Below are 19,268 nucleotides of genomic sequence, written 5' to 3'. Positions count from 1 at the left end.
AGAAATCATGAGGGTACTGATCGTCAACACATCCGAACGTATAGGAGGTGCGGCTATCGCAGCCGACAGACTGATGAAGGCCTTGATCGACAACGGTATGAAGACAAAGATGCTTGTCCGGGACAAGCAAACGGAGGAGAGCAGCGTCGTCCAGCTCCGTAAGTCGTGGAAAACGACTTGGAACTTCCTTTGGGAGCGATTCCTCATCTGGGTGTCCAATCGCTTCAGCAAAACGAACTTGTTTGCGGTAGATATAGCCAATACGGGAACGGATATTACCTCTCTGCCGGAATTTGCACAAGCCGATATCATTCATTTGCATTGGATCAATCAAGGGATGCTTTCGTTAAAAGGCATTCGGAAAATAATTCGGTCCGGGAAACCGATCGTGTGGACCATGCACGATATGTGGCCGGTGACGGGTATATGCCATCATGCCGATACGTGCGAGAAGTATCGGACAGAATGCTACGATTGCCCCTTACTTGGCAGGAGAGGGAAAAGAGATCTGTCGTACCGGACTTTTCAGCGTAAGAAACGTATGTATCAGGGAGCGAATCTTACTTTTGTGGGATGCAGCCGGTGGATAGCCGAGCGAGCAGAGGAGAGCCGGCTCATTCAAGGGATGACGGTGAGGAGTATTCCTAACCCGATCGATGTAGATCTGTTCCGCCCGCGTGATAAACGGCAAGCCCGCAAGTATTGCCGCTTGCCAGAAGATAAGAAGTTGCTGCTCTTCGGCTCGGTCAAACTAACGAATAAACAAAAGGGCATCGATTACCTGATCGAAGCGTGTCGACTTTTGGCCGGGAGGAGTTCGCATTGGAGTAAGGACTTCGGAGTCGTCATATTTGGACAAAATGCAGACCGCTTTGCAGCTTTGTTTCCTTTTCCCTGTTATGCCATGAACTATATCAGCGATGAGAAAGAATTGGTAAACATCTACAACGCCGTCGATCTGTACGTCACCTCTTCCTTGATGGAAAATCTCCCGAATACCATAATGGAAGCCATGTCGTGTGGAATTCCGTGCGTGGCCTTCCATGTCGGGGGAATTCCGGAGATGGTTGATCATTTGCACAACGGATACGTTGCTCGCTATCGATCTGCCGAAGATTTGGCAAACGGTATCGAATGGGCTTTATCTCAAGAATACGAAAGATTGAGCGAAAGTGCACGCCGCAAAGCCGTATCCGCTTATTCCAAAAATCAGGTAGCTAAGCAATACATCCATTTATATCACATGATTACCGCCGGCCATGCCTAATATTCATCCTGCCCACCCGCACCCCAGATTCTCTATCGTCACCGTTACGTACAATGCGGAGAACGTGTTGAACGATACGATTCAGAGTATCGTTACGCAAACTTATCGCAACGTAGAATACATTATTGTCGACGGAGGTTCGACAGACGGTACCATGCATATCGTCGATCGCTACAGGCCAATGATCAGTATTGTCGTCAGTGAGCCCGATAACGGACTTTACGATGCCATGAACAAAGGCATCGCCCTGGCGACGGGCGATTATATCTGTTTCCTGAACGCCGGCGATGCGTTTCATGAGGACGATACGCTGCAACGGATGGTCCATTCCCTACGCGGTATGGAGCTGCCGGATGTGATCTACGGCGATACCGATATCGTAGACGCCGAGGGGCATTTCCTTCATAAGCGCCGCCTCTCTCCTCCGAAAAAGTTAACGTGGAAAAGTTTTGAGAACGGGATGCTGGTCTGTCATCAGGCTTTCTTTGCCAGAACGAAATTGGCGAAAGCTACGCCGTACGATTTAACCTATCGTTTTTCGGCCGATTTCGACTGGTGCGTCCGGATTCTGAAGCAGGCAGCTGTTACTCACCATACTCACCTGACGTTGATCGACTATTTGAATGAGGGTATGACTACCGAAAATCACCAGGCTTCCTTGAGAGAGCGCTTTCGCATTATGTCAAAGCATTATGGGTTTTTTGCTACCGTACTTCGGCACGCCTGGTTCGTTCTCCGCAACTTTACCTTTTAGGTACCGGTGCACTGTGCGATCGGACATTTTCATGTATCGTCCAAACGGATAGAGTCGCGTCCCACAACGTAGCCGGACACGTTCCGAATCCCGTCGGCAAGGTTGTTTATCCCGTCGGATAGGTTGGATAACCTATCCGGATACGTCCGAAACGTCAAATTTGAGGTCGTCTAACCTCAACGGACAGGTTGTCCAACCTATCCGACAAGATACGGAACGTCGAATTTTAGGTTACCCAACGTATCCGGCGGGATCCGGGACGTCAACGGGCAGGTTTTCCAACGTATCCGGCAGGGTTCGGGACGTCGACGAACAGATCTTTTTTTAGTTCCTTTCATACTAATTTCGTATTACTTTTCCTCATTCGAGAGTGAATAAGGAAAATCGCGGTCATCGATTCCTCGGTTGGTCACAGGTCGATTATTCATATCGAAAGAGATTTGAGCGCCTTTCAGTAAGTCGAAATGATTCAGATAATTCTTGGTGTACTTGTGTTTGTTGTAAGTCATCGATTTGATGTAGCAGTTTTCGTCACTGTTATTCGGAGCGCTGATAACGATTTCCTTACCGTTTTCCAGCGATACGACTGCCTTCTTGAAATAAGGAGTGCCGACTACGTATTGATTGCTGCCCGGACAAACGGGATAGAAGCCCAAGGCGGTAAAGACGTACCAAGCCGAGGTCTGTCCGTTGTCTTCGTCGCCGCAATAGCCGTCGGGCGTGGCAGCATACAGGCGGTTCATGACTTCGCGCAGTAAGAACTGCGCTTTCCAGGGCCGACCGGCATAATTGTAAAGATAGATCATGTGTTGGATCGGTTGGTTGCCGTGTGCATAGTTGCCGAAGTTCATGATTTGCATCTCGCGAATCTCGTGAATGGTTTTTCCGTAATAGCTGTCGTCGAAGATCGGCGGAACCTTAAAGACGGAGTCCAGCATCTGTACGAATTCTTCCCGGCCGCCCATCAAGTCGATCAAACCTTGCACGTCGTGGAAAACGCTCCATGTGTAATGCCAGCTGTTCCCTTCGGTAAAGGCGTCGCCCCATTTGAAAGGGCTGAAAGGCGATTGGAACTGCCCGTCCTTGTTCTTTCCCCGCATGAGTTTGTGCGCCGGATCGAACACATTCCGATAGTTTCGACAACGTTGCTTGAAGATGGCGATCTCGCTTTCCGGCCGTCCCAATTCCTTTCCCATCCGATAGATGCACCAGTCGTCGTAAGCATATTCCAAGGTACGGGCTACGTTTTCGTCGATATGTACGTCGTAAGGGATATAGCCCAACTCGTTGTAATAGCGATAACCGGTGCGGCCGGTCGAACTAATCTTCGGATGCACGCTGCCGGCGCCTTTCAGCAAGCCTTCGAACATCTGTGCCGCATCCGCTTTCGTGACGCCTTTTAAATACGCGTCGGCCACGACGGGAGCCGAGTTGTTGCCGATCATGCAATCGCGATGTCCCGGACTGGCCCACTCGGGGAAGAATCCGCTTTCCATATATGCGTTCAACAGGCCTTCCTGCATCTTCTCTCCCATTGAAGGATAAACGAAGTTGACTAACGGGAAGAGGCAACGGAACGTATCCCAAAAGCCGGTATCGGTGAACAGATAACCCTCGTGCACTTCTCCGTCGTACGGACTGTAATGGACAGGCTTTCCGGCCGCATCGTACTCGAAGAACTGGCGAGGGAAGAGGACAGATCGGTAGAGGCAGGAATAAAACGTGCGCAAATGATCGACGTTCGGATCCTCTACCTTTATTTTCCCCAAGACCTCGTTCCATCGATCGTATGCCGCTTCTTTCGTATCGTCGAAACTGAGGCCTTCCAACTCGTTCAGATTCCGTTCGGCCTGTTCCCAACTGATGAACGAAGAAGCTACTGCGGCATGAATCATCGTTCCATGTTCGGCATCGAAACCGACGGCGGCTCCTGCGTGATCGGCGGTCAGCTCCAGTTGATTTTCCACGATATTATTGTCCGCCCATACTTTGTTATACGTAAAAGGGGCGTCGAATTTGACGATGAAATAGTTTTTGAAATTCGACGGTACGCCGCCGCTGTTTCGGGTGGTGTATCCGATGATTGTCTGCTCTTCAGGAATGATCTTGATGTACGATCCCTGGTCGAAAGCGTCGATTAAGAGGTAAGCGTGATTTGTCTGAGGGAAATGAAAACGGAAGTAAGCCGCTCGTTCGGTCGGAGTGATTTCAGTCGTTACGTCATAGTCGGCCAAATAGACGCTGTAATAAAAGGGAGTGGCTACCTCCGCCTTGTGCGAGAACCAGGAAGCGCGTTCATTTTCGTCGATCTTCAGGTGGCCGGTGAGCGGCATGAGGGAGAACTGGCCGTAGTCGTTTATCCAGGGGCTCGGCTGGTGCGTCTGCTTGAAGCCGCGGATCTTGTCCGCACCGTAGGTATAAGCCCATCCGTCGCCCATTTTCCCCGTTTGAGGCATCCAGCAGTTCATCCCCCACGGCAAAGCGATAGCCGGGTACGTGTTGCCGTTGGAGAGCGTGAATTTCGAATCGGTTCCCATCAACGGATTGACATAATCCACCGGATTCTTGTAATCGTTTGTCGACCTTACCGCCGCCCAGTTTATGGCATTCCCGTTCAAGCTGAACAAAAGCGTTGCCGTCCATAATCCTAATTTACGCATATTGAGTATTTAATTTGTTCCTGTTTTGATGTTTTTCTTCAGATATTGAAAGGTCTGGAAGGCGAGGACGATTGCGACGAGCACCAATAGGCCTATGCCCGTGTAAGCGATCTTCTCGGTCAAAGCCAACGACTTCGGATGGAAATCGAAGACGACGGTATGCCTTCCTGCCGGGACGCTCATCGCCCGCAGGATATAGTCGGCCCGTCCGAAGGGCGCCTCCTGTCCGTCGATGGTTGCCGTCCATCCGGGATAATAGATTTCGGAAAAGACGATCACGCCTCCGTTTTTCGAGTCCGCTTCATATGTTAAGCGGTTGGGCTCGTACGCGATCAGTTTGACCGATCGGGTGGAATCGATAACATTCGTTGTTTGGATCCGTTTGCCGAACGATTCGTCGACGACAGCGATCTCCTTAGGATTGATCTCATGCAAAGCGTTTATTTCCTCGTTCGCATTTTTTACGGTTCGAACCTTGTCGACGAACCACGCGTTTCCCAACGCATAAGGATTCAGTACGGAGGTGGTCTGCCCTCCCTGCAAAGGTAGGATCACGTACCTTGTGTTCAGCATGTTCAAGACGGGGAATTCCGAAGCGTCTAACCGCGTCATATCGCCGTTCGCCTGCACGATGGCCTGATAGAGCCGAGTCATTTCTTTGGAAATATGCGCTTCTATCATTTCCTGATATCGGCGAAGTTTTGCCGCATGGTAACCGCCTATGCTCTTATGCCAATAAGCGGTGAAGTTTTCGTTAAAAGTATTCGTCGACAAATTCAGCACGCGGTAATCCAAAGCCTTATCCGCCAAGATCTGCTTGTCGGTATCCGACGGCAGGAAGGAATCGATCCGGGCCGACTGTGGGACGAATAGGCCGTCGTACAGATACCGTTTATTCACCGTCCATAGATCGATCAGACAAAGCAAAAAGAGCGAGACGACGGTCAGTCGTACTTTGATCTTCCCCGTGCAATAGGCTAGCAGAATCGCCGATCCGATCAGAATGAACAGGAAGCTGCGCCAGGCATCCGAAGTGAAAATGCTGACACGCATATCGGTCAGGTTACTCAGCAGTGGGGCTAACTGTTCCGCGGGGATGCTTTGCAGCGCTTGTATCTCCGCCGAAGAGACGAAACTGGGAAAAAAGAATGTCGGCGCGATGGCGAACAGCAAACAAACGATGCCTGTTGCGGCGAAGCTGACGACAAAAGCTTTCGGACGCTTTTTCCATAGCTGCGGTTGACGGATGATTTCTCTCAATGCCATGATGGCCAATAGCGGCATGGTAAATTCGGCGATCACCAAGATGGATGAAACGGCCCTGAACTTATCGTACATCGGTACGACATCGAGGAAGAAATCCGTGAAACCCATGAAGTTCTTTCCCCAAGAGAGGAGGACGGACAGGATGGTGCCCACCAGAAGCGCCCATTTCATCGGCCCTTTTACAATAAATGAACCTAACAGGAAGAGGAATGCCACAAAGGCGCCCACATAAACGGGGCCGGAGGTGCCCGGCTGTTCTCCCCAATACTGTCCCAACTGATTGTATATGTAATTATAAGCGGGATTGGCCTTGCTCATCGCCTTCTCGTTCTGCGACAGCGGGACGGAGGCGCCTCCCTTTACGTTCGGGATCAATAACGAGAATGTCTCCCCCGTTCCGTAACTCCATTGGGTAATGTAATCGCGTTCCAAGCCTCCTTTCGTCTGGTTTTCGCGATCCTGTTTCACAAGCTCGCTTTTGCTTCGCATTGTCTCTTTGCTGTATTGGTACGTATGGTATAAGTTGGAGAGGTTGATGCAAATCCCCGTCATTCCCGCCAGCGCGATGACCCCCGTCGCTTTCCAGAATCGGGACATTTCTCCCTTTCGGTATGCTTGGACGGCAAAAGCGACGACCATGAACAAGATGACAAAGAGGAAATAATAACTCATCTGGACATGGTTCGACATGATCTGCAAGGCGACGAACAGAGCGGTTAGAAATCCCCCCCACAGATACTTTCCCTTATAAGTCAGGACCAGGCCGGCGATGGTCGGCGGGATGTAAGCTAAGGTGACGAATTTCCAGATATGTCCTGCCGCAATCAAAATGAAAAAATAAGAAGAGAAAGCCCAAATCATCGCGCCGAAAGTGGCTAACCAAACGTTGAAATCGAATGCGCGCAATAGGATATAGAACCCTAACAACATTGCGAAAACGTACCAGACATACGTCGGAAGGAATAGGTGATAAAGCTTTTCCACCCCCTTTAAGGTATCCGTCGATGAATAACTCGGCGACATCTGATAGGTGGGCATGCCTCCGAAGATCGAATTCGTCCAGCGGGTCCGTTCACCCGTCCGTTCATAATAGGCTTGGGCTTCCCTCCCGGCACTGACTCCCTCTGAAGCGTCGTGACGGAACAGGATCCGCCCTTCGAACACTGTCGGCGTAAAATAGGCGAAAGAGATGACGATGAATACGATCACAGCGATAAAATCCGGCAGGAGTCTTTTGATGACATTCATAAGGCTTTCTTTTTATTTCTTACGCAAAGGTAATGATATACTCTGATAAAATTTATACATTTGCATGACAAAAAGAAGAGAGACGATCATGAATATAGGTATCGTAACGGCCATGGAGGCGGAAAGGGAGCAGGTGGATTCATTGCTTTCGGAAAAGGAGGCTTTGAGCGAAGGACCTTTTCGTTTCATGAAAGGAATGATCGGGTACAACCGGGTGATCCTGATGCAATGTGGCATCGGAAAAGTGAATGCTGCCGTCGGCACCGTGGAGCTGATCCGTCGCTTCCAACCCGATTGTTTGATCAGCACCGGCGTGGCGGGAGGCATAGATACCCGTTTAAACGTGATGGATGTGGTGGCGAGCAGGCAGGTCGTCTACCACGATGTTTGGTGCGGCGAGGGGAACGAATACGGGCAGGTGCAGAACTTTCCAGCGCGGTTTGAAGGAAACGAAACCTTGATGGATTGCGCCTTGAAACTGAAAACGGATATGAAAATCTACGACGGACTGATTTGCAGCGGCGATCAGTTTATTACGGCCGGCGAGCGACTCAAGCAAATCAAACGACGCTTCCCCGAAGGGCTGGCCGTCGATATGGAATCCGGAGCTATTGCGCAAGTCTGCTATCTCTATGCAGTACCGTTTATCAGCTTCCGTACCGTCAGCGATACGCCGGAGGCGGAAAACAGCTGGCAACAATATACGGACTTCTGGAAAACGATAGCCGACCGCTCGTTTAGTGTCACCCGAGCTTTTCTTAACGCTTTACCTCAAACTCTATCATTGAACAGCATATGAAAACCATTCCAAGTTTTACCATTGATCACATTCGCTTGTTGCGCGGTATTTACGTCTCCCGAAAAGATTATGTCAGCGGAGAAACGGTCACCACTTTTGATATCCGCATGAAAGAACCCAACCGCGAGCCGACGCTCCATGTCGGAGCTCTTCATACTATTGAGCATTTGGCGGCTACTTATTTGAGGAACCATCCCGTATGGGCTGACAGAATCGTCTATTGGGGACCGATGGGATGCCTCACCGGTAACTATCTGCTGGTAAAGGGAGATTGGGAATCGAGCGACATCGTGGAACTGATGAAGGAAACGTTCCGCTTTATGGCGGAATTTGAAGGGGAAGTGCCCGGGGCCCGACCGAAGGATTGCGGCAATTATCTGCTGCACGACTTGCCCATGGCTAAATGGGAATCGGCCAAATTCCTTCACGAAGTGTTGGAAAATCCCGCGAAAATTCATCTCCGTTATCCGGATTGAGGACGGGCTTCGCCAAGTCCGGTAAGAAGGAGGAGAGTCTGTTTGCGCCGACCTGTAAAGATGACGATGCATCTGAGGGGAATCTTTTGTCTATGCTATGGAAAGGGAACAAAAAATCGTAGAGGCACTCAAACGGGGAGATGAAGCTGCTTTTCGTTACGTGTACGATCGTCACTATGTACTATTGTGTCGAATGGCCGAGGATTTTTTGCAAGATCCCCTCTTGGCTGAAGCGATGGTGGAGGATACGATTTCTCATCTGTGGGAAATTCGAGAGGCGTTAGACATACAAACGTCGTTGCGGAGATACCTCATGCAAGCTGTGCGCAACCGCTGTCTCAACTGTTTGGAATCCGAACAGGCGAAACGGGAGATCCGTTTTCCCAATCTCCCGAATCAGCAGGCCGAATTCCGTTCGCTCTTTGAGAGAACCGATCGACATCCGTTAGGCTACCTGTTGGAAAAAGAATTGGAAAGCGAAATCGTCAAAGCGGTAAAAGCCCTCCCCGTCGAATCCCGGAGCGTTTTCAGAAAAAGCCGCTTCGAGCATAAAAAAAACGAAGAAATTGCCCGAGAGTTGGGAATTTCGGTCAATACCGTCAAGTATCATATCAAAAAATCGTTGGCTTTTCTTCGGGAAAGGTTGAGCCGTTATTGGGTTTTCTTCCCTTTGTTGTTTTTCCGAATTGCCGCTTTGTGATGATGCGTCGGAACTTCCATTTTGACACGCCCCCTTTTTAATTTCCCCCGGAATGCTTGCGGGAGGCCCGCAAATTATTTTTTTCTTCGTTTTGAAGGCTTCGAGAGTTCCGCAAACCTCTTTTTTCCTTTGTGAGGATTGATTTTTGAAAAATAAAATCGTGTTCTGCTACCCACCCTCCTTTTTTGTCTGTCTTTTAGGTATGAAAGAGCAAGAAAAAAGAGCAGACGATTTGTCCGATTTCCTTTTTCCGATGGAAATGGACGATACGGACGAAGAACTTTGGTTTTCGTCTCTCGCAGCCAACGATAGGCATACTTATGAGGCGGAAAAGGCTTTCGTACGGTTTCGAAAACGGATCTTCGCCAGTAAGCGGCAGCGGAAGTCATTCCGTCTGCTTCGAAGGCTGGGTTATGCCGCGGCGGCGGCCATCCTTTTGGGGGTGGTTTCCGTCGTATCGTATTGGCAAGGCCAGCAACGATTCGAAAAGAGTTTGACGGATATGGTCGTAGAAGCTCCCTTAGGTTCGAAAACCAAGTTGCAACTGCCCGACGGTTCTACGGTGTGGCTTAATGCCGGTTCCAGGCTTATCTATTCGCAAAGTTTCGGAATGAAAAGCAGAACGTTGACCCTTCGGGGAGAAGCCTTTTTCGAGGTGAAAACGAATAAAAACCTTCCGTTCTGTGTACGGACTTCCGACCTGAATGTGACGGTGCTCGGAACGAAATTCAATTTCCGGAATTACGAGGAAGACCGAGAGGTGATGGTCGAGTTGGAAGAAGGATGCGTAGCGTTGGATAATCGGGTGAAAAAGACGGATCTCCGATACCTTTCCCCTTCGGAGAAAATGACCTTGAACAAGCTCACCGGAGAAATGCGAATCTCGTTATCTGAGCCTCAAAAGGCAAAAGGGTGGATGGACGGCGTCCTGTTCTTCGATGAAGAATTGTTCCCCGACATCGTCCGCGAGTTGGAAAGGAGCTATCACGTAAACATCCGGATTGCCGATCCGAAATTGTGGAACGAGCGTTTTTACGGATCTTTCAACCGCGAGGAACAAAACGTGTATCAGGTCTTGGACATGCTCTCGGGCACACAGCGACTGAAATACAAAACCGAAAATGATACGCTCGTCGTATATAAATAAACCTTTGATGTCGAACCTTAAAAACGAATACGGTATGAACATGAAAATCCTTTGAACAGAGAGGATGGAAGATAAAAAAGTACCGGAAAATCTGACCATCTTCCGGTACCTCCATCTTCAATCCCAATGAAATTGCGGTATTAGGATCTACTAGCGATGCAAAGTTATACATTCTTTCTAAAAGATCCAGTTTATTTTATTTTTAATTCCTAAAAAATCAATTCATTTATGATTGCTATCAGAAAAGCCATTTATGCGGGAATGGTTTGCTGTGTCTTGTGTGGCACAGTCAATGCGCAGGGAATGATGTTGAAGATGGATAAGGTAACCGTCAAACAGGCGATGGACGAATTGAAAGAAAAAAGCGGATATACGTTCGTCTTCTCGTCTTCAGACTTGGATACCGGAAAGATCATTTCCGTCTTCGTGGAAAATAAAGGCCTCGAAGAAGCCGTCCGCCAGATTTTAAGCGGGCAGGATGTCACGTATGAAATCAAAGAAAAAAATATTATTGTTCGCAACATTGTCCCCGTACGGGGAGACGGGGGAAAAAGGAAAAAAGTGACGGGAAGAATAGTCGACTCGAACAAAGAACCCGTTATCGGGGCCAATGTCTTCGAAAAAGGAACGAACCGGAACGGAACCATTTCGGATACGAACGGGAATTTTTCTTTGGAGATTCCGGCAGGAGCCATCTTGCATATTTCGTATATCGGCTATTTGGATCAGGACGTCCCGGTCGACAACCGGGACAATTTCCATATTACGTTAAAGGAAGATGTCAAAACCTTGGACGAGCTGATCGTCATCGGCTACGGAACGGCTAAGAAATCGGATTTGACCGGATCGATCCAGCGGGTGGATGCCAACGCTTTTAAGAACCAGAATATGACGCAAATCGTCGATATGATCTCCGGTTCTGTGGCCGGTCTCAATACCACGCAAGGAACGACTGCCGCAGGCGGAGGTAGCATCGAAATACGAGGACAATCTTCTTTAAAAGCATCGAACGAACCGGTAATCGTGTTGGACGGATCGATTTTCAACGGCAGCTTTCGCGATATCAATCCTTCGGATGTGGCTTCGATTGATATTTTGAAAGACGCCAGCTCGTCGGCCATTTACGGATCGAGGGCGGCCAACGGAATCATTATGATTACCACCCATCGAGGAAAAAAGGGAAAACCGCGGATCAATTTCTCTACGCAGTTAGGCGTTTCGGACGTCACCCATACCTTCCCTCCGTACGATGCGAAAGGATACCTGACTCTCCGAAGAGATGTAATGAGAGCGAAAAATACGCAGCGCCCCTCCTATTTTTACGACGATCCGAACAACTTGCCGCCCGGGATCACGATAGACGACTGGCGCAACGCCAGTAACAATCCGCAGGCGGATAATACGCAGGAATGGTTGACCCGATTGAATTTCTTTCCCATCGAAATAGAAAATTATGTCAAAGGGAATTCGATTGACTGGCAAGGGGAAGTGCTTCGTACGGGAAGCAAACAGAAATACGATTTGAGTGTGAACGGAGGCACGGATAATCTGTCTTATTTCTGGTCTGTCGAGTACCAGCATAATAAGGGAGTGATCAAAGGCGACGACTATTCAACGGTCAGAACCCGGCTGAATTTCGACTTCGATATCAATCGGTGGCTCAATGTAGGCATCAATGCGCATTTTTCCGATCGAAACGAAGATGCCGTGCCCGCCGTATTGGACTGGACCTATTATCTGAGTCCGTACGGCTCGATGTACAACGAAGACGGCACGCTGAGGTGGTATCCGAGTTACGGAACAATTGAAAATCCATTTGTCGATTATTACGGATTGGACAAGCTCAGAAGGGTGTACTCGCTCTTCGCGACCATTTATTCCAATATCAAATTGCCGTTCGGGTTCAATTATAAAATTTCTTTTCAGCCTTATTACGAATTTATCAAAGATTATAGATTCTGGTCTTCCCAAACCTTTGCGGGCGGACGAGATCATTCCGGAGGATATGGAACGAGGAACGACTTCTCGTCCTATAACTGGATGCTGGATAATATCGTCACCTGGAAAAAACAGTTCGGCCCTCACCTTTTCGATGTAACATTGCTTTACAGTGCGGAACAGACCAGATCGTGGAATACTTTTGCCGCCAATCAATCTTTTATTCCCAATGAGAAGTTAGGATACAGCGGGCTCCAGTTCGGAACAAACCCGGCTGTCGGCACGACGGATACGGAGACTTCGGGCGATGCCGTGATGGGACGAATCAACTATACGCTGTCGAATCGCTACCTGCTCACCGTTTCCATCAGGAGAGACGGCTATTCGGCTTTCGGTTCTAAAAATCCCCGAGCGACGTTCCCGGCGGTAGCGTTGGCCTGGAAAATCTCCGAAGAAGAATTTTTCAAAGTTCCGAGTATCTATCAGCTTAAGTTACGAGCCTCTTGGGGGAAGAATGGCAATCGGGCGGTAGGTCCCTATTCGGCGTTAGCCCAGTTGGGGTCGACGCTGTATTATAACGGCAGCGAAACGAAGGTAGGCACTTATTCGAGCACCATGTCGAACAAGAATTTGTCGTGGGAGAAAACAGAGGCCTTCAATGTCGGTATAGACTTGGGACTCTTCGATAACCGGATCGATCTTACCGTGGATGCCTACCTGATGAAGACCCACGATCTGCTCATGGATCGCCAGCTTCCGCAAATAACTGGCTACAGGAGTATAACTTCCAATTTGGGAGAATTGCAGAACAAGGGATTGGAATTGACGTTAAATACGGTCAACATCGATCGCCCCCGATTCAAATGGCGTTCTAATCTCGTTTTCTCTATGAACAGAAATAAAATTCTGAAATTGTTCGGCGACTATGAAGAGATTGAAGTAAACGGGAAAAAAGTCAAACGGGAAGTACCCGATTATACCAACAATTGGTTCCCCGGTCGGGCCATCGACGTGATCTGGGATTACAAAATCAAAGGAATCTGGCAGGAAAACGAACGAGAAGAAGCGGCCAAGTACCGCTTGGAGCCGGGAGATTGGAAAGCGGAAGATGTCGACCAGAACGGAAAATACGAAGCCCTTGCCGATAAGATGTTCATCGGGTATAAGCAACCTCGTTATCGAATCGGTTTCCGGAACGATTTCGAATTCCTCAAACATTTTACGGCTTCTTTCTTCCTTCGAGCGGAATTAGGTCACAAGGCCCCCTTCGGAAACGCATTGCACCGGAGCGGCGCCGACTCTTACGATAAGATGAATATCTGGAAGTTTCCCTACTGGACGCCGGAAAATCCGATCAACGATTATGCGCGTTTGACGACCAACATCAATGTCTTCGGCGGAGGGTTGATGATCTATAAATCGAGATCGTTCGTCCGTTTGCAAGATGTTTCTCTTTCGTATGCTTTTCCCAAATCCCTTCTCGGACTTTTCGGGATAGAGAGCATGGATGTCTATTACTCCGGCCATAATTTATTGTATTTTTCCAAGTGGCCGGCTTGGGATCCGGAATCCTTGATGACGCCGATGCCTCGAACGCATATAGTGGGTGTCAGAATTTCTTTATAAACTATCATCACAAGCGATATGAAACAAAACATAAAAATACCGATTGTCGGACTTTTTCTGGTCCTCGTCCTGTTTTCGTGCGACGATGAATTTCTAAAAGTTAAACCGAAGTCTTTTTTCACTCCGGAAAATGTGTATGTAGATAAAGCCGGATTCGAATCGGCCTTGATCGCCATGAAAATGGACCTTCGAGCTGAACATACGGGCTATATCAACTATATTGCGGCTGATTTTTCCGCTTCCGACTTGGGCTCCCCTTGGTCGCAATTGGATTTCTATAACCTCACGCCCAGCACTTCCCGATACTATCCCTATCTGGTCTTTTTCAGAAATGCGTACGGGGCAATCAAAAATACCAATGTCGTAGTCTCTCGAATCGACGATATCGAATGGAAGAATCCGGAAGAACGGAATCGGATTCTTGCGGAAGCGCTTTGGTTCAGGGCCTACTGGTATTATCGATTGGTCAATACGTATGGCGACATCCCGTTTGTCAATGGAGAGATAACCTCTCCCAAACTGGATTTTTACACTCATAGCCGATGGACTATTTTGAATAAACTACAGGAAGACTTGGAGTTTGCGGAAACGTGGCTGCCCGAAAAAACGGAAGCCGGAACTCCCTCGAAAGGAGCTGCCCGACATTTGCTGACCAAGGTTTATCTGGCCAATTTGAATTTCGACAAGGCCATCGAAACGGCGAGCAAGGTGATCGAAGGGCCTTATAAACTGATGGCGCAGCGATTCGGCATCGATCGTAACAATCCCGTCAGGAATCTGATTTGGGATTTGCATCGCCCGCAGAATTTCAATTTACCGAATAATACGGAAACTATCCTGGCTACTGTCGATCGCTACGAGGCGCCTCCGGCGGCAAGGACCCCGGGTTTGTACACGATGCGCATCTATCATTGTACGTGGTTCCAGCCTCAGGTGCTCGACAGCGAAGGAAAGCAAGGCATGGTTGCAGAAGGCCTGATGTATGATTCGTTAGGAAGAGGGAATGCGAATGTCACGCTGACTTATCATTATCAATACTCTTTATGGAACTATAAAGGTCAACGTTGGAACAATACGCAGGACCTCAGACGGGCGAATATAAACTGGGTAGATGTGGATGAGATTCTCTATAACAACCCGAAATCCGTCGACTTCGGGAAGCCGGTAAACGTTAAAAACTTTGCCAATCCGATCGATACCTTCAAATCGATTTATGCCATGCCTTTCTATATTACGTACGCCCCGCAACAGGATGCCAAAGCCACGCCCGTAGGGGGTAATTACGATTGGTATGTCTTTCGGTTGGCCGAAACTTATCTTCTCAGAGCGGAAGCTTATTATTGGAAAAATCAATTGACTGAAGCAGCCGAAGATATCAACGCGGTGAGGGAAAGAGCAAATGCCCTTCCCGTTAGCCCGGAAGAGGTTACTATCGACTTTATCTTGGATGAACGAGCCCGGGAGCTTTTTGCCGAAGAACCCCGCCATTCGGAATTGATACGGATCTCCTATATCTTGGCGAAAATGGATAAGGAAGGGTATAGCCTCGACCGATTCAGCCAGAAAAATTTTTATTATGATCGAGTCATGAAGTATAATAAAACATACGAACAAAAAATTACCCAATTAGGAAATACTGCCAATATGGCTCCTTTCCATGCACTTTGGCCGATACCCGATTATATTATTCTGGAAAATACGCTCGGGGTCATCAATCAAAATATCGGATATAACGGGGCGGAAAAAAATCAGCCGCCATTGGAAAAGATAGAATAACCAGTTGCTTCTCTGAAGACCGAGGGCGTATCGGATTTTTGGTACGCCTTCGGTTAGAAGTATCGACAATGATTAAAGAAAAAGGAATTAACTGCATGATCAATTGAAAAGACAACGATGGAACGAAGAACTTTTATTAAACAGATGGCAATGGCCGGCGTAATGGCCGGATTACCGGGGGGAATCGCCGCCCGTCCTTTTGTACAGAAAGTAACGGCGAACAAGAGAGAAGAGATGATATGGGCGAACCTGATCCATTTGAGTTTCAATATGTGGTTGGATAATTCGCATACCATCTTCCCGGGAATCACTCCCGATGTATGCAAGCAAGATTTTCAGCCTAAGAATTATCTCGAACAGAATACGTGGGCATTGGAATATCATCCGTTTCTGACATTCGACGAAGCGATCTGGAACAAGCTGCTTCTTCAGATGAAAGAGGAAGGGTTCAATACGGTTATCATCGATTTGGGAGATGCCATTCGGTATGAAAGCCACCCCGAAATAGCGGTAAAGAATGCGTGGAGTACGGAGAAATTACGCACGGAATTGGCGAAAATAAGGAATTTAGGGTTGGAACCCGTTCCCAAACTCAATTTTGCGACAGCCCATGACGCTTGGTTAGGCGAGTATGCTAGAATGGTTTCTACCCGAAAATACTATGACGTTTGTGCCGACCTGCTTTCGGAAGTCGTCGAACTCTTTGACACGCCGCGCCTCTTCCATATCGGAATGGACGAAGAAGATGTCTTTAACCAGAGAAATCTGGACTATTTGGTCATCCGACAAAAAGATTTGTGGTGGGAGGATCTTTATTTCTATGTCAAGCAATTGGAGAAAAAGAATGTCCGGGCATGGGTATGGTCGGATTATGCCTGGGCGAATCCGGAAATGTTCTATAAAAAGATGCCGACTTCCGTATTGCAGAGCAACTGGTATTACGATGCGGAATTTGATCCGGAAAAAATCGAAGAATCGCGAAAGGTAATGCTTGAAACCTATTATACTTTGGAAAAACACGGATATGATCAGGTTCCTACCGGGAGCAACTGGACGGTCGATACCAATATGGAAGACACTGTCGGCTATTGCAAAAACATCATCGATCCTTCGCGTTTGAAAGGGTTTATGATGGCCTCGTGGCGAGTGACTTTGGACCGATGCCTCGACAAACACCGGGATGCGATCGAACAGTTGGGAAGAGCGAAAAAAGACTTTTATAAAGAGATCTAAATGGTTAAATACAGTAATTTGCAAACCTTTTCGTTAGTGGTGCTCCGTTTGTTGATAGGATGGCATCTTCTCTATGAAGGAATAGCGAAATTGTTAGATCCTCAATGGTCTTCGCTCGGATTTCTGAAACAGTCTCAGGGGCTGTTGGCGAGTTTTGCCCACTGGATCGTATCCGATTCTTCCATGTTGGCGATTGCCGATTTGCTGAATATTTGGGGGTTGATCTGTATCGGTCTGGGATTGCTCCTGGGCTTGTTTGCACGGGCGGCTTCCATCGCAGGTTTCCTGTTGGTTTTTCTTTACTACCTGAACTACATTCCGTTTATCGATACTCCGACCACGGTAGTTGACGGGAGTTGTCTGTTAGTCGACAAAACCCTGATCGAGGCGGCTGCTTTAGGGATGTTGGCATTATTCCCGACCAGCCGCATTTACGGATTGGACCATTTTCTCTGTAAAAATAAAGACGCGGATAAATAATGGAAGCAAACAATAATAAACAAACACCCCCGGAAAAAGAAAAACGGGAAGGGGTGAACGCCGAACGCCGGAAAGTGCTGAAAACAATAGTCGGACTTCCCGTCGCCGGTTTGTTAGGATTCGAAATCCTGAAAAAGAAAAACTATGACGCGGAACGCAAACGAATAATGTTAAAAGAATTGGGTCTCGACTCGTTCGAATACCCGGAGTGGAACTATGGACAACAGCAACATTCCGGAGATTTGCTTCGCATCGGATTCATCGGATTCGGTAGCCGAGCCAAATCCCTTGCCAACGCGCTCGGATTCATGCATCCTGCTGACGTGGAAACTCACCGAAAGAATCGCTCGCTCGAGAACTGGCAAGCACAGGAATGGATGAATGTCGCTATTACCGGAATTTGCGATGTGTTCGACCTTCATGCCCAAGAGGGTATCGCCACGGCAAATAACAGTCTGCACCCGGAGAAAACGCCGACGGTGGAAGTTAAACGATACAAAACCTACGAAGAGATGCTCGACGACCCCGCCATCGATGCCGTCGTGATTGCCACCCCCGACCATCACCATGCCCGTATGACGATCCGTGCGATCCGCGCCGGGAAACATGTTTACTGCGAAAAATCGCCAGCCATACGGGAAGCGGAACTTTTCGAACTGTACGATACGGTTAAGAACAGCGAAAAAGTTTATCAGTTAGGGCATCAAATCACTCAGAGCGCAGTGTTTCAGCAAGCAAAAGAAATTATTCGAAAAAATATATTGGGGAAAATTACGCTGATCGAAACGACGACTAACCGAAATACGGCCGATGGCGCGTGGATCCGACATCTGGATGCTGAAGGAAATCCGAGACCCGGAAACGACAAGACGATCGACTGGGAGCAGTGGCTGGGAAATACTCCTTATGTGCCTTTCAGCATAGAGCGTTATTATAATTGGACCCAATGGTTCGAATACGATATGGGAATGATCGGGCAGCTGTTTACGCACGAATACGACGCCGTCAATCAACTTTTACACCTCGGAATACCTCGGTCGGTGACTTCTTCCGGAGGAATTTACTATTGGAAGGATAGTCGGGAGATCCCCGACGTGCTGCACTGCGTATTCGAATATCCGGCACGGGAATTGACCCTTTTATATAGCGGCGACTTGGCCTCAAGCCGTAATCGGGGCAGAATATTTTTCGGGAACGAGGCTTCGTTGGAATTGGGCAGCAATGCGATTGTGACCGCTGATCAACATTCTGTGCGATATGCGCAAAGCATCCGTTCGGGAGTGATCGATCCCTCTTCTCCGATGATGTCGTTCAATCCGAATGCCGGACAAATAGATGCGGTAACTTCCGCTTCCGAGAAATATTACGCTATGCGTGGGCTTACCACGACTTCTATCAACGGTAGACAGGTGGATGTCACCCACTTGCACATGCGGGAATGGATTCAATGCATCCGAAACGGAGGCACTCCGAGCGCCGATATCGAAATGGCTTTCCAGGAAGGTATTACCTGCATTATGGCCCATCGTTCCTATTTAGAGAAAAGACCGGTCTTTTGGGATGAAGTCTCCCGAAGGATCGTATGACAAGTACTGCCGACGACATGTAATTCCGTTATAAATGAGTGATTTCCCTGAAAAAATATTGGCAGAATATTTGATTCTATGACATAAATTCAATACTTTTACCCTCGCATCGGGTGCACTCTACACGAGTGATTAAAAGGGAATCGGGTGGAAATCCCGAACTGTCCTGCAGCTGTAAATCGCATATCCAGGCAAACATGACGTCACTGAGATTCTTGGGAAGACGTTTGCCACCGGGCGACAAGTCAGAAGACCTGCCTTTGCATTGTCATTCAAAGCACCCTCGGGATGGGCTAAGATTGAAAATGTCGA

13 protein-coding genes and 1 riboswitch are annotated in these 19,268 nt (G+C 48.3%); of the genes, 11 read left to right on the top strand and 2 right to left on the bottom strand.

What is annotated here, in order from left to right:
• Positions 1 to 7: 7 nt before the first annotated feature.
• Both BN102_RS01365 and BN102_RS01360 read left to right on the top strand, forming a co-directional pair.
• Positions 8 to 1,267 (top strand): glycosyltransferase family 4 protein, encoded by a 1,260-nt coding sequence (locus BN102_RS01365; protein ID WP_036787084.1) that lies wholly within the window; start codon positions 8 to 10, stop codon positions 1,265 to 1,267.
• Position 1,268: 1 nt separating this feature from the next.
• Entirely contained in the window at positions 1,269 to 2,021 is a 753-nt protein-coding gene (locus BN102_RS01360; protein WP_036787081.1) for a glycosyltransferase family 2 protein, read from the top strand.
• 350 nt (positions 2,022 to 2,371) lie between these two features.
• Here BN102_RS01360 and BN102_RS01355 read toward each other — a convergent pair whose 3' ends face one another.
• Positions 2,372 to 4,681, bottom strand: a complete 2,310-nt coding sequence (locus tag BN102_RS01355) for a GH92 family glycosyl hydrolase (RefSeq protein WP_051007698.1) — start codon at positions 4,679 to 4,681, stop codon at positions 2,372 to 2,374.
• 9 nt (positions 4,682 to 4,690) lie between these two features.
• Positions 4,691 to 7,195 (bottom strand): YfhO family protein, encoded by a 2,505-nt coding sequence (locus tag BN102_RS01350; protein ID WP_019207254.1) that lies wholly within the window; start codon positions 7,193 to 7,195, stop codon positions 4,691 to 4,693.
• Between the two features lie 88 nt (positions 7,196 to 7,283).
• On the opposite strand from BN102_RS01350, the gene BN102_RS01345 reads away from it, so the two are divergent.
• The 9 genes from BN102_RS01345 to BN102_RS01305 all read left to right on the top strand — a co-directional run bounded on the left by BN102_RS01345 (position 7,284) and on the right by BN102_RS01305 (position 18,956).
• Positions 7,284 to 7,994, top strand: coding sequence for a 5'-methylthioadenosine/adenosylhomocysteine nucleosidase (locus tag BN102_RS01345; protein WP_019207253.1), 711 nt, complete (start codon positions 7,284 to 7,286; stop codon positions 7,992 to 7,994).
• Entirely contained in the window at positions 7,991 to 8,470 is a 480-nt protein-coding gene (locus tag BN102_RS01340) for an S-ribosylhomocysteine lyase (RefSeq protein WP_019207252.1), read from the top strand. The genes BN102_RS01345 and BN102_RS01340 overlap by 4 nt, the downstream gene beginning before the upstream one ends.
• A gap of 97 nt (positions 8,471 to 8,567) precedes the next feature.
• Positions 8,568 to 9,170, top strand: a complete 603-nt coding sequence (locus BN102_RS01335; RefSeq protein ID WP_019207251.1) for an RNA polymerase sigma-70 factor — start codon at positions 8,568 to 8,570, stop codon at positions 9,168 to 9,170.
• A 202-nt stretch (positions 9,171 to 9,372) separates the two neighbouring features.
• The gene (locus BN102_RS01330) at positions 9,373 to 10,317 is read left to right on the top strand and encodes a FecR family protein (protein WP_019207250.1); all 945 of its coding nucleotides are present in this window, start codon (positions 9,373 to 9,375) and stop codon (positions 10,315 to 10,317) included.
• Positions 10,318 to 10,545: 228 nt separating this feature from the next.
• Positions 10,546 to 13,881: a TonB-dependent receptor gene (locus BN102_RS01325; protein WP_019207249.1), complete on the top strand. Its 3,336-nt coding sequence runs from the start codon at positions 10,546 to 10,548 to the stop codon at positions 13,879 to 13,881.
• An 18-nt stretch (positions 13,882 to 13,899) separates the two neighbouring features.
• Positions 13,900 to 15,657, top strand: coding sequence for a RagB/SusD family nutrient uptake outer membrane protein (locus BN102_RS01320; protein ID WP_019207248.1), 1,758 nt, complete (start codon positions 13,900 to 13,902; stop codon positions 15,655 to 15,657).
• A gap of 117 nt (positions 15,658 to 15,774) precedes the next feature.
• The gene (locus BN102_RS01315; protein WP_156810911.1) at positions 15,775 to 16,890 is read left to right on the top strand and encodes a glycoside hydrolase family 20 protein; all 1,116 of its coding nucleotides are present in this window, start codon (positions 15,775 to 15,777) and stop codon (positions 16,888 to 16,890) included.
• A complete protein-coding gene (locus BN102_RS01310) occupies positions 16,891 to 17,370 on the top strand; it encodes a DoxX family membrane protein (RefSeq protein ID WP_019207246.1) in 480 nt (159 codons plus the stop codon).
• The gene (locus BN102_RS01305) at positions 17,370 to 18,956 is read left to right on the top strand and encodes a Gfo/Idh/MocA family protein (RefSeq protein WP_019207245.1); all 1,587 of its coding nucleotides are present in this window, start codon (positions 17,370 to 17,372) and stop codon (positions 18,954 to 18,956) included. The genes BN102_RS01310 and BN102_RS01305 overlap by 1 nt, the downstream gene beginning before the upstream one ends.
• A 93-nt stretch (positions 18,957 to 19,049) precedes the next feature.
• Positions 19,050 to 19,232: riboswitch (cobalamin riboswitch) on the top strand.
• The last annotated feature ends 36 nt before the right edge of the window (positions 19,233 to 19,268 follow it).

Source organism: Phocaeicola abscessus CCUG 55929, from assembly GCF_000312445.1.
GTDB lineage: Bacteria > Bacteroidota > Bacteroidia > Bacteroidales > Bacteroidaceae > Phocaeicola > Phocaeicola abscessus.
Note: the sequence above shows the minus strand (reverse complement) of the source record. Positions and strands in the feature narration are given on the sequence as shown.